Annotated in this window: 14 protein-coding genes; 9 read left to right on the top strand and 5 right to left on the bottom strand. The window is 67.2% G+C overall.

The window, feature by feature from the left end:
• The coding region (modB, locus tag AC5P5V_RS09320) for a molybdate ABC transporter permease subunit (RefSeq protein ID WP_495215868.1) at positions 1–678 on the top strand (678 nt) is incomplete at its 5' end.
• Entirely contained in the window at positions 668–1336 is a 669-nt protein-coding gene (locus tag AC5P5V_RS09315) for a sulfate/molybdate ABC transporter ATP-binding protein (protein ID WP_134968980.1), read from the top strand. The genes modB and AC5P5V_RS09315, both read left to right, overlap by 11 nt.
• Positions 1337–1429: 93 nt before the next feature.
• On the opposite strand, the gene AC5P5V_RS09310 is transcribed toward AC5P5V_RS09315, so the two are convergent.
• The 5 genes from AC5P5V_RS09310 to AC5P5V_RS09290 all read right to left on the bottom strand — a co-directional run bounded on the left by AC5P5V_RS09310 (position 1430) and on the right by AC5P5V_RS09290 (position 5709).
• Positions 1430–2959: a diflavin oxidoreductase gene (locus AC5P5V_RS09310; protein WP_134968981.1), complete on the bottom strand. Its 1530-nt coding sequence runs from the start codon at positions 2957–2959 to the stop codon at positions 1430–1432.
• Positions 2956–3384, bottom strand: a complete 429-nt coding sequence (locus AC5P5V_RS09305) for a PAS domain-containing protein (RefSeq protein WP_134968982.1) — start codon at positions 3382–3384, stop codon at positions 2956–2958. The genes AC5P5V_RS09310 and AC5P5V_RS09305 overlap by 4 nt, the downstream gene beginning before the upstream one ends.
• 136 nt (positions 3385–3520) lie before the next feature.
• Positions 3521–4075, bottom strand: a complete 555-nt coding sequence (locus AC5P5V_RS09300; RefSeq protein WP_134968983.1) for a ubiquitin family protein — start codon at positions 4073–4075, stop codon at positions 3521–3523.
• A gap of 591 nt (positions 4076–4666) precedes the next feature.
• Positions 4667–4981: an AzlD family protein gene (locus tag AC5P5V_RS09295; RefSeq protein WP_134968986.1), complete on the bottom strand. Its 315-nt coding sequence runs from the start codon at positions 4979–4981 to the stop codon at positions 4667–4669.
• Positions 4978–5709: an AzlC family ABC transporter permease gene (locus tag AC5P5V_RS09290; protein WP_231352144.1), complete on the bottom strand. Its 732-nt coding sequence runs from the start codon at positions 5707–5709 to the stop codon at positions 4978–4980. The genes AC5P5V_RS09295 and AC5P5V_RS09290 overlap by 4 nt, the downstream gene beginning before the upstream one ends.
• A 127-nt stretch (positions 5710–5836) precedes the next feature.
• Between AC5P5V_RS09290 and AC5P5V_RS09285 the strand changes: the two genes are divergently transcribed.
• The 7 genes from AC5P5V_RS09285 (at position 5837) to gspG (ending at position 10921) form a co-directional block, all read left to right on the top strand.
• Positions 5837–6301 (top strand): Lrp/AsnC family transcriptional regulator, encoded by a 465-nt coding sequence (locus AC5P5V_RS09285; RefSeq protein WP_134968984.1) that lies wholly within the window; start codon positions 5837–5839, stop codon positions 6299–6301.
• Between the two features lie 535 nt (positions 6302–6836).
• Complete coding sequence (locus AC5P5V_RS09280) at positions 6837–7517, top strand: TonB-dependent receptor (RefSeq protein WP_308141675.1); 681 nt, start codon at positions 6837–6839, stop codon at positions 7515–7517.
• Positions 7518–7533: 16 nt separating this feature from the next.
• The gene (locus AC5P5V_RS09275) at positions 7534–8064 is read left to right on the top strand and encodes an RNA polymerase sigma factor (RefSeq protein ID WP_061479455.1); all 531 of its coding nucleotides are present in this window, start codon (positions 7534–7536) and stop codon (positions 8062–8064) included.
• A gap of 69 nt (positions 8065–8133) precedes the next feature.
• The gene (locus tag AC5P5V_RS09270) at positions 8134–9114 is read left to right on the top strand and encodes a FecR family protein (RefSeq protein ID WP_061479454.1); all 981 of its coding nucleotides are present in this window, start codon (positions 8134–8136) and stop codon (positions 9112–9114) included.
• A gap of 58 nt (positions 9115–9172) precedes the next feature.
• Positions 9173–9724: a hypothetical protein gene (locus tag AC5P5V_RS09265; RefSeq protein WP_005416804.1), complete on the top strand. Its 552-nt coding sequence runs from the start codon at positions 9173–9175 to the stop codon at positions 9722–9724.
• Between the two features lie 144 nt (positions 9725–9868).
• Complete coding sequence (locus AC5P5V_RS09260; protein ID WP_231352142.1) at positions 9869–10426, top strand: hypothetical protein; 558 nt, start codon at positions 9869–9871, stop codon at positions 10424–10426.
• A 57-nt stretch (positions 10427–10483) separates the two neighbouring features.
• Positions 10484–10921 (top strand): type II secretion system major pseudopilin GspG, encoded by a 438-nt coding sequence (gene gspG / locus AC5P5V_RS09255; RefSeq protein ID WP_005416799.1) that lies wholly within the window; start codon positions 10484–10486, stop codon positions 10919–10921.
• The last annotated feature ends 9 nt before the right edge of the window (positions 10922–10930 follow it).

The raw sequence follows: 10930 nt of genomic DNA, 5'->3' as shown, positions 1-10930 counted from the left end.
CTGGACTGGAGCGCACTGTGGTTGTCGCTGAAGGTGGCCGGCTGGGCCACCGCGATCAATCTGGTGCTGGGCGTGGCACTGGGCGCTCTGCTGGCGCGTCGGCGCTTTCCTGGCCGTGAGCTGCTGGATTCGCTGCTGACCCTGCCGATGGTGCTGCCACCGACGGTACTGGGTTATTACCTGCTGGTGCTGATCGGTCGCAACGGCCCGATCGGCGCGTGGCTGCAGTCGTGGTTCGGCATCAACCTGGTGTTCACCTGGCAGGCCGCGGTGATCGCTGCGGCGGTGGCCTCGTTGCCGCTGGTGTTCAAGCCGGCACGCGCGGCGTTCGAGGAAGTGGACAGGCAGTTGGAGCAGGCCGCACGCACGCTGGGTGTGTCCGAAGCGGCTGTATTCTTCCGCATCACGCTGCCACTGGCGTGGCGCGGCATCCTCGCCGGCCTGCTGCTGGCGTTTGCGCGCGCGATGGGCGAATTCGGCGCGACGCTGATGGTGGCCGGCAGCATTCCGGGGCGGACGCAGACGTTGTCGATCGCCATCTACGAGGCGGTACAGGCCGGGCAGGATGGGAAGGCCAATGCGCTGGTGATCCTGACCTCGGTGGTCTGCATCGTGATCCTGTTGCTGGCCGCGCGGCTGGTGGGCGGGCGTCGCCGGGAGCTGCGCGATGTGGCTTGACCTGCAGGTACAGCGTCGCCTGCAGGCGGCCGGCCAGGCATTCGTGCTGGATGTATCGCTGCAGTGCACGCAGCGGCAGGTGGTGCTGTTCGGGCCTTCGGGCGCGGGCAAGAGCCTGACCTTGAAGGCGGTGGCCGGACTGCTGCGGCCGGGCCAGGGTCATGTGCGCGTGCAGGGGCAGACCCTGTTCGATGCGGCCACCGGCGTGAATCTGCCGCCGCAGCGCCGCCGGCTGGGCTATGTGTTCCAGGATTACGCGTTGTTCCCGCACCTGAGCGTGCGCCAGAACGTGGCGTTCGGGCTGGAGAAGAGGTGGTTGAATCCGCGCGTGGGCCAGCGCTTCGATGCGGTGGAGCAGTGGTTGCACGCCTTCCGCATCGACACGGTGGGTGATCTGCTGCCCTCGCAGATTTCCGGCGGGCAGCGCCAGCGCACCGCACTGGCGCGGGCGCTGGTGACGCAACCGCAGGCGCTGCTGCTGGATGAACCGTTCTCCGCACTGGATCATGACCTGCGGCAGCATCTGCGCCAGGAGCTGGAGGCGGTGCTGGACAAGACCGGCATCCCGTTGTTGTTGATCAGCCATGATCCGCAGGACGCGGCCATGTTCGGCCAGCAGGTGGCGCGCATGGTGGACGGCCGCATCGTCGGCGATTGACCTGCACCTGTAGAGCCGAGCCCATGCTCGGCTGCTCTGCGCGACACCGCCAACAGCAGCCGAGCGTGGGCTCGGCTCTACAGGATCAACGGATCAATACAGTTCACAGTGCGTGCGGCCTTCATTGCGCAGCGCGTCCCAGCACCCTTCGCCACCGATGGCATCGATGGCCTCGCGCACCGCGCCTTCCAGGTGGCGCTTGTTGCCGCACAGGTACAGATGCCCGCCCCGGGCCAATACGTCGCGCACTTCGGCGGCACGCTGCTGCAGCACATGCTGCACATAGACCTTTTCGACGCCATCGCGCGAGAACGCGGTATGCAGGCCAGCCAGCACGCCCCGGGTATGCCAGTCCTGCAGCTGGTCGCGGTACAGGTAGTCGTGCTTGCTGTGCTTCTCGCCGAACACCAGGTGCACTTCACGTTCGCAGGCGTTGGCCTGCAGTTCCTGCATCAGGCCCATCAAGGGCGCGATGCCGGTGCCGGTGCCGACCAGCAGCAGCGGCGCTTGGCCGGTATCGGGCAGGTGGAAGCCAGGGTTGGAACGACAGTACACCCGGGCGTGGTCGCCACCGTGCAGCAGGCTGCCGGTAGCGGTGCCGAAGCGTTCGCGGCCGCGCAGGGTGTAGCGCACTTCGCGCACGCACAGGCTCAACGGGTCGTGGCACGGGTGCGAGGCGATGGAATAAGCGCGCGGCAGCCGCGGTGACAGGAGTTCGTGCAGCCTGGCCAGCGGCACGCTGTGCGGCGTGGCGTGGTCCTGCAGCACATCCAGCAGGTCCAGGCCGTGCAGGTAGGCTTCCAGTTCGCGCTTCTGGCTGACCTTCAACAGGCCCTTCAGTACCTCGCTGCCACTGAGCCGGGCCAGTTCGCGCAGCACCCCCTTGCTCAGCAGGCGCAGCTCGCGGTCATGCAGGGCGGCCACGGCGGCGTTGTCGCCATACCAGGTGGCCAGCGCTTGCAGCAGGGCAGGATCGTTTTCCGGCACCACGTGCAGGGTGTCGCCGGCACGGTAGGCCATGCCGCTACCGCTGATATCCAGCTGCAGGTGCCAGGCGGCGGGGTCGCTGCTGTTCAAGCGGCGGCGTTCGAGAATGGGGGCGGCAAAGGCATTGTCTTCGCCATAGGCGGTGACCTGCAGGTGCAGGTCCTGGCCAGCGTTGAGGTCGCCACCCAGCACCTGGCCCAGCACCGGCTGCCATTGCTGGAAGAACAGCTCGTAGCCGAGGTCGGCATCCACGCGGTGCAGCAGCGGCTGCGCCTGGCGCTCGCTCAGCGCGGCATCCAGCGCCTTGGTGAAGCCGCAGAAGCTGGGATAGCCGGTGTCACCGAGGCCGAACACCGCATAGCGCAGGCCGCTCAGCGTCGGGGTCTGGCGCAGGGTTTCGAAGAACTGTTCGCCATTGGCCGGCGGTTCGCCATCGCCGAACGAGCTGGAAATCGCCAGCAGCACATCGCCGTGGCCGAGACTGGCCACGTCGATGTCGTTGAACGGGAGCACCTGCGGCGCGTGCGGCTGCAGGTCCGCGCCCAGGCGCTGGGCCAGGGCGCGGGCATTGCCCGACTCGGACGCGAAACCCACCAGCAGGCGGCTGAAGGGCGTACTGGTCGGGAGGGCGTTCACGCGGCCTCGTAGAAGTCGTCGAACTTTTCCTTGCTGAACTCGACCAGGTCGTAGTTCTGCATCAGGTCGTTCACCACGCGGCGGATGCTGATGTACGAGGTGATGTTGCCGTCGGCGTCGAACAGCGGCTGCACGGTGGTGTCGACCACGTAGAGCACGCCGCCCTTGCCGAGGTTGGGCACGATGCCGGTCCAGGTCTTGCCGGCCTTGATGGTGTCCCACATGTCCTTGTAGACCGCCTTGGGCACATCCGGGTGGCGCACGACGCTGTGCGGCTGGCCGATCAGTTCCTCGCGGGCGAAGCCGGTGAGCGTGCAGAACAGGTCGTTGGCGTAGGTGATGTTGCCCTGCAGGTCGGTGGTGGAGATCACCATGACGTTCTGCAGCGCATTCACGAGCTGGGCGTTGTCGGGGGAGTAGCTCATCGCAGGGTCCTTGTAGAGGCCGGTAACGCCGGCGTGTTCGGGTTCTGCATAGGAATACGCCCGCGTGGCAGCGGGCGGTTTGACATTGGTCAAGCGCGTAGCGCGAGGGCCTGCGACCGGGTGTCGCAGGGAGCGTTCACTGCTGCAGGGGAAAGCCGATCGTCTCGTGGCAATGCTGCACGAGGTGGCGACCTCCCTCATTGAGGTGCAAGGTGTCTGCGTCACCGAAGAACCGCAGCAGTGCTGCCCCGGTCGTACTGCCCGCGTGCGCGGAGCTTCTGGCAGCAGATGGCAGGAACGGATCAGCTCGCGGATCGTGTCCGCCCGGGAGGTTCGCGCGCGCAAGGGTGCCTTCGATCAATAGCTGCGCACATGCGCCAGCCAGATAGGCGTCTGGTTCCCGTTGCCGGCCGCGCCGAGGCTGGCCTGACAATGCGGTGGCGATATGCTGGAACTCATGCGCGGTGGTGGCGATCACGCGCCTGCGCAGCGAATCAGCGTCCGGGCTGGAGGGAAACCAGAAGCTGACCACCTGGCCCGGCCGCTCTGGTCCTGGCAGTTGTCGCCAGATGCCGCCTCCGTCACTTACGATCGTGAGCTGATAATGCACAGGCGTCCGTTCCTGCCCATTGGCCTGGAGCGGCAGTCCAGCGGATCGTGCAGCGGCCTCGCAGAGCTGTGATGCTTGCATGGCCGAAAGCGCTCCATCTGCCCAGAGAAGTCGAGTTGCGACGGATGACCACCCGCACTCGATGGACCGATTGGGATACTCCGAGCTTTCCGGGCCGGGTAGCACCGACACTGTGCTGATCTTCAGATGTGAGGATGGGCCTCGCAGCAGGGTGGCATACCCTCCATCGGGACTGACCAGGTCCCGGGGAGGCAGTTGGATGGATTGGCACGCACTTGTGGCCAGAAGGATTGCCGTCAGCCCAGCATAGAGCGCGAGGGCGGAGCCCGGTTGGGTACGCTTGGGCTGACGGCGCTGCATCAGGGGAGCAGCACGCCAGCAGAGATGAAGGTGATACCGATTGCCGCCACGATTGCTCGTAGATTGCTCATTGGTACGCTCCAGGTTTGACGTCGATTGACCGATCAGCTCAACCCGCTGGCTCGGTAGTCAATGCGTATCGACTCTGGCTCGATCAGACAATCGGAATTGTTTCAAACACTTGCAGTAGTTGGCTCCGGGCCACATTCGATGCGCCAGAGACATGCGCAGGTCGCGCCAATGGCGACACTTGCGCCTCCAGTCACATCATGTGGGGAAGTCGCGGGCGCGTCAGCCCATCGAATAGCGCAGCACACCCGCCGAGACCACGCCGATCAGCACCGTCGGCAGCATCGACAGCCGCGTGGCGGCCAGCAGGGTGATCGCCAGCGCGGCCAGGTCGGCGGGCTTGTCGGCGACGAAGTCCGGGGCGATCACCGAGATCAGCACGCAGCCCGGCGCGGCTTCCATCACCGTCACTGCGCGTTTGCTCAGCGTGCGGTTGCGCAGGGCGAGGAAGCCGACGATGCGGGTCAGGTAGGTGGCGGCGGCCATCAGCACGATGGTCAGCACCGAGGTCCAGTGGATCAGTCCGTTGAAGATCATGCTGCGTCCTCCGCCAGCAGCCAGGCAGCCGCCAGGCCGGCCAGGGCGCCGCTGGCCACGTACCACGCGCCCGGAATCAGCAGGTAGGTGGCAGCGGCCACCACCAGGCTCACCAGCCACGGCCGCGCCGCTTTCATGCCTTGCCACATGCCGCGCAGCAGCACCAGGAATACGGCGGGGAAGGCCATGTCGAAGCCATAGGCGTGGATGTCGCCCAGCATCGGCCCGACGATCGCGCCCAGTGCCGTGCAGGCCACCCAGACCGTGTACAGCCCTGCCGAAACGCCCAGGTAGTAGGCCAGGCTGAAGCCGAGTGCGCGGCGACGCGCGTCGGCCACACCCAGCGCCCAGCTCTCGTCGCACATGAAGAACAGCGCCGGCAGCACACGACGGCGCGGCAGGTGCTGCAGCAGTGGGGCCAGGCTGGCGCCCATCAGCAGGTGGCGGCTGTTGACCAGTGCGGTGATGGCCACAATCAGTGCGATGTGCGGTGGCGAGGTCCACAGTTCGACGGCGGCGAACTCCGAGCCGCCAGCGAAGTTGAGGCCGGTCATCAGCGGCACTTCCAGTGCGCTCATGCCCTTCTGGGCCGCCTGCGCGCCGAGCACCAGGGCGAACGGAATGAAGCCGATCATCACCGGCACGGCGGCACGCAGGCCGCGCAGGAATTCGGCACGCGGGGCCGTGTCGCAGGCGTCGGGCAGGGGGAGGGTGGTACGGGCGTCCATGGAACGGCACAACGAGATGGGGGTGGCCCATGCTAGCGGTCCGATCGCGAAATCGGGTTGCGTTGATGCCACTGGATTCGGAATGATTGATATTCCATGCGGCCAGAGTCGACCAGGACGAAATTTCATGCAGTACCAGCTCGACAACCTGGATCGCCGCATCCTCGCCGCCCTGCAGCGCGGCGGCCGACTGCAGAATCTGGAGCTGGCCCGTCTGGTCGGGCTGTCGCCGTCGGCGCGCCTGCGCTGGGTGCGGCTGCTGGAGGAGGGCGGCTACATCGACCGCTACGTGGCCTTGTTGAACGAGGCCAAGGTGGGGCGGGGCTTCACGGTGTTCGTGCGGGTGTGGCTGCGCGGGCAGGACGAGGACACCACCAACCACTTCATCAACAGCATCAAGTCTTTCCCGGAAGTGCTGGAATGCCATCTGATGGCCGGTGACTGCGATTTCCTGCTGCGGGTGGCGGTGGCCGACCTTGATGCCTACCGGCAGTTCCAGATGCAGCACCTGAACCGGATCGCCGGCGTGCAGAACACCAAGACCGAGATTCCGATGCAGCGAATCAAGCAGACGACCCAGTTGCCGCTTTGAGGGATGGGGTTTGCGGCCGGGTTGCACCCGGCACCCGCGGGTAGTGCCGGCTGCTGGCCGGCAACCTCAGGAGCAACAGCAACAGCGGGCCTGCTGAGGGATGGCGGGGTGGGTCCGGTTGCGGGGGACGCTGCAAGTACGTCCATGTAAGCTCGGTCGCCGCATCCATGCGGCTCACGCCCCCGCAACCGGACCCACCCCGCCTTCGACAGATTTCCATGATCTGCCGCAACGGCATGAGCTGCTCCTGGTGGGTGTCGACCTTGGTCGACACGTTTGGGTCGGTACGGGGTCGGATCCCGTTGCTTCGCAACGGGCTCTGACCCCCGTGCGTAGATAGCATGGTCTGTTCGATTCATTGATTCCTGATGGGTGACTGGGTTCACGGAGCCTGGCTCCACGTCGCCCGTGGGCGGCGGTCATCGCAATGACATGTGCCCCCGGTACGGTTTCAGCCCGCTTGCGGGTCGCGCGCGGGCCGGGGTTCCGGTCGTGGTGCGCGTCCACTGCAGGCGCTGTCGCTGCCGAGGGTCATGTGTTCTACGTCAGGGGGCTGAATGGACACCACGCGGTCAGAACCTGGAAGGTGGCCATCGCCGCATGGCTGCTGCTGTCCTTTGCCGCTGCCGCACAGGACGCGGTTCATGCCTACGACATCCCTGCGCAGCCGCTGGAACAGGCGGTCGAGCGCTTCAGCGTCATCAGTGGGTGGTCGGTGATGTACCCCGGCGACCTTGCTTCGGGCCGCAGCAGCCATGCGCTGCGCGGGAGCCTGGCGCCGCTTGTGGCGCTGGAGTCGCTGCTGCAGGACACCGGGATCGAGGCCGAGGTGATCGGCGAGCAGCGTGTGGTGCTGCGCCGGGGCAAGCCCTCGGCCGCGGAACCCGATGTTGGCTTGGGGCTTCCCGAGGCCGAACGCCGGCGTCGCTACGGCGGGTTGCAGCAGCGGCTGCGTGCGGCGTTCTGTGACAGCCCGGAGATTGCGCCCGGCCGCTATGCCGCAACGCTGCGCTTTCGCATCGACGGCGCGGGCCAGGTGAGCGAGCCCGAGCTGCTGTCCGGCAGTGGCAGTGATCGCCGCGACGCACGCCTGCTGCAGGCGCTGCACGGCCTGGTGCTGGCGGCCGAGGCCGCCGCGCTGCCACAGCCGGTGACGCTGCAGATCCGTCCTTCCGGCACCGACCACGACTGCGGCCGGCGCGCGCCCCATCCATGACTTCAAGGATTCGAACATGAACAACGGTACGGCTGGGGCGGTTGATCTGATGGACCACCTTCTGGGTGCCTACGACGAGCTGAAACGCCGGTTGGTGCGCAAGCTCGGATCGGAAGAGCTGGCCGGCGACGCGCTGCAGGACACGTGGATGCGCCTGAGTGCGCGCCGTGACCGCCTGGACGCGGTGCAGAACCCTGCGGCCTACCTGCTGCGGATGGCGATGAACACCGTGATCGACCGCCAACGCGCAGACCACCGCCTGCTGAGCCTGGAGGAGGTGGATACGCTGATGGACATGGCCGACCCGGGGCCGGGGCCGGCGCAGGCGGCTGAGCTGGACTTCGCGCTGGAAGACATGGTCGGCCTGCTGCAGCGCATGCCCGAGCGCCGTCGTCGCATCCTGCTGGCGATCCGCGTTGATGGCCTGCAGCAGCGCGACGTGGCCGACCACCTCGGTGTGTCGCTGCGGTTGGTGCAGCGGGAGCTGAAGGCAGCCCAGGACTACCTGGCCGAACGCAGCGGGCAGGGGCGCCAGGTGCGGTTCTGAGCGACGGCATCCGTCTACACTTTGACGCCGAGCAGAACCCCGCAGCGTGCGGGTCCGGCATGAGCTCCCATGGATCCTGACGACCGCCCGCAACGCCCGCTGGATGCCGTTGAGCGTCAGGCCCACGCGTGGGTGGTGCGGCTGACCTCGGGCGAGGCGACCGCTGCCGATGGGCGCCGGTTCCGTGCATGGTGCGAGTCCGACCCGCGTCATCGTGAAGCGTTTGGCCGTGCGCGCCGGCAGTGGGAGCAGGTGCGGCTGGCCGGCGAGCGACTGCCCGCCGCCGCGCGCCAACCGGTCGCGCCGACGCCGGCCCAGCGCTGGAGCCGGCGCGCCTTCCTGGGCGCTGCGGTGGCGGCGCCGGCCAGTCTGGTGGTGGTGGCGGCGCTCCGCCCGCCGCTGGGATTGTGGCCGTCGGTGACGGCGATGGCGGCCGATTTCCACACCGGCACCGGTGAACGACTACAGATCGCGCCCTCGCCGCAGCTCAGGATCGAACTGGATACGCAGAGCAGCCTGCGCCGCCGCGCGCACGCGCAGGGCGAAGGCTTCGAGCTGGTGCAGGGCCAGGCCGCGATCGAAACCGGTGCTGGCCTGCGCCTGGCACTGTTCGCGGGCCCGGGTTGCGTGATTGCCGATGAAGGTGCGGTGCGCCTGGACGTGCGCAACACCCACGGCCAGGTACGGGTGACCTGCCTGCAGGGTAGCGCCCGTATCGAGCACCCGCAGGGCCGCCTGCAGCTGCAGGCCGGCCAGCAGACCCGGTTCGACGAGCGCCTCAGTGGCGTCGTGGCCGAGGCCGTGGCTTCGGAAGTGAGTGCCTGGACCGAAGGCATGCTGGTCTTCCGCCGTGCACCGCTGCGCGAGGTGGTGGACGAGATCAACCGTTACCGGCGGGGCAAGGTACTGCTGGGTGAATCGGCATTGGCGCGCGCGCCGGTCAGTGGCCGCTTCCGCATCGATGATCCGGATGCGGCGCTGGAGCAGCTGCGACTGACGATGTCGCTGGATCTGCGTCGCTTTCCGGGTGGCATCGCCGTCCTTGGATAGATGAAGGCGCTGGCCGTGCGCACCGCGCAGGGCTGTTGCAAGTGAGGAGAGGCCAAGGATGCGCAACGAGACCATCGGTGTGCTCGATCTGCGTCGCAATCTGTCTGCATTGCTGGAAACCACCCAGCGAAGGCCCCTGATGGTGCATCGTTATGGTTCGCCCTGGGTGTGCGTGGTGTCTGACGCGCAGTGGCAGCAGCAGGCGGTGCTGCTGGACTTCAATCCGCAGTCACACCCACTGGCGATGCTGCTGCGGCTGCAGCAGCAGGAGATGCCCTTGGTTGAATCCGGTGCGCTGCCGCCTGCGGCGCTCGCACGCGCACTGCTGTTGGCGGACATCCATGGCATTGACGATCTCACGCAGCTGCATGAGCAGGTACTGCATCATCGGCTCTGGCACTGGTTCGTGGCGGGCGCCCATGGGGTGATGGACGGGTGGCAGCTGCCCGCGCTGCGCGTCGCGCTGGCGTCATGGTGCGATGACGTGGACATGACCGATGCACTGGTCGCATTCGCTGCCCGCAGCGACGTGGCGGTACTGGCCCGCCGTTGTGGGGGTGACGCACCGCGGCTGCAGCGCGAAGCCTGCAGGCGGATGACGCTGCGATGACGTTGCCGATGAAGCGCCACCCCGTGCACAGAGTTGCATTCGCGGTGTCGCTTCACTTGCCTTGCTGACGTCTTCTCCAGAGTACGACGCACCACGCGTCGCGGAGCACGGGCGGCGCAGATGGAAGACAGTCGCAGGATCAGCATGCTGGAGCTGGATCGCCACCTGAGCCAGTCACTGGAGCAGGCACGGCACACGCCCCTGAACGTGCAGCGTTACGGGCGCTCGTGGGTCTGGGTGCTGTCCAGTGACGCCTGGGCGGATGCGGCGCGCTGGGCGGCACTGGACAGCAGTTCGCATCCACTGGCGGCACTTCGAAAGGCCCTCGACCTGCGGCTGTGGCCCTGGCCCGACGCGGCCATGAGCGCGCTGCCACTTGGCGCAGCCGATGCGCGACTGCTGCAACGTGCGGCCTTGCTGGTGATCGTGCGTGACCTCAACAGTGCGCAGCGTGTGTACGACGACCTGCGCTACCACCAGGCCTACCGCATGTTCATCGGCCTCGACCACGGCACCGCGTGGTCGCCGACACAGTGCGTGCGCCTGCTGCAGGCGTGCGTGCATCCGTTGCTGCGCGAGTGCATCGACCAAACACTGGCCAGCGTGCCGCCGCACCTGCTCGAGGCGGCACGCGTGCCGGCTGCACGTGCGCCCGCACAGGCAACCGCGCAGCGAATCGCAGGCGGATGTTTATCGTACTGACACATGCACCGCTGACCATGGTGCAGCGGTCTCTTCCGGGATGACGAGGGCGGAACAATGGCAAGGCAGGCAGGTGGTCGCAGGGCTCGGCAGCAGGGCTTCAGCCTGATCGAGATCATGGTGGTGGTGGTGATCATCGGCATCCTTGCCGCGCTGATCGTGCCGCGGTTGATGGACCGTCCGGACCAGGCGCGTGTGGTGGCGGCGCGCCAGGACATCGCGGCGCTGATGCAGGCGCTGAAGTTGTTCAAGCTGGACAATGGGCGCTATCCCAGTGCCGAACAGGGCCTGCAGGCGCTGGTGAAGCCGCCGCAGGGCAGCGGTGCGTTGCCGGTGACGCCGTACCTGGATCGCCTGCCGAATGACCCGTGGGGCCATCCGTACCAGTACCAGGTTCCAGGCACTCATGGCGACATCGATGTGTTCTCGCTGGGTGCGGACAGCAAGCCCGGTGGCGACGCCGGGAACGCAGACATCGGCTCCTGGCAGCTGTGAGGCGTGCTG

It is taken from the genome of Stenotrophomonas sp. YJH_SMC_130, from assembly GCF_059369035.1.
This window is presented reverse-complemented; position numbering and strand designations above follow the sequence as displayed.

Bases quoted from the DNA above. Each gene is read 5' to 3' on its own strand.
- AC5P5V_RS09285 (WP_134968984.1), top strand. From the start codon at position 5,837: ATGCAGTACCAGCTCGACAACCTGGATCGCCGCATCCTCGCCGCCCTG.
- AC5P5V_RS09275 (WP_061479455.1), top strand. From the start codon at position 7,534: ATGAACAACGGTACGGCTGGGGCGGTTGATCTGATGGACCACCTTCTG.
- gspG (WP_005416799.1), top strand. From the start codon at position 10,484: ATGGCAAGGCAGGCAGGTGGTCGCAGGGCTCGGCAGCAGGGCTTCAGC.
- AC5P5V_RS09305 (WP_134968982.1), bottom strand. From the start codon at position 3,384: ATGAGCTACTCCCCCGACAACGCCCAGCTCGTGAATGCGCTGCAGAAC.
- AC5P5V_RS09270 (WP_061479454.1), top strand. From the start codon at position 8,134: ATGGATCCTGACGACCGCCCGCAACGCCCGCTGGATGCCGTTGAGCGT.
- AC5P5V_RS09300 (WP_134968983.1), bottom strand. From the start codon at position 4,075: ATGCAAGCATCACAGCTCTGCGAGGCCGCTGCACGATCCGCTGGACTG.
- AC5P5V_RS09290 (WP_231352144.1), bottom strand. From the start codon at position 5,709: ATGGACGCCCGTACCACCCTCCCCCTGCCCGACGCCTGCGACACGGCC.
- AC5P5V_RS09315 (WP_134968980.1), top strand. From the start codon at position 668: ATGTGGCTTGACCTGCAGGTACAGCGTCGCCTGCAGGCGGCCGGCCAG.
- AC5P5V_RS09265 (WP_005416804.1), top strand. From the start codon at position 9,173: ATGCGCAACGAGACCATCGGTGTGCTCGATCTGCGTCGCAATCTGTCT.
- AC5P5V_RS09260 (WP_231352142.1), top strand. From the start codon at position 9,869: ATGCTGGAGCTGGATCGCCACCTGAGCCAGTCACTGGAGCAGGCACGG.
- AC5P5V_RS09295 (WP_134968986.1), bottom strand. From the start codon at position 4,981: ATGATCTTCAACGGACTGATCCACTGGACCTCGGTGCTGACCATCGTG.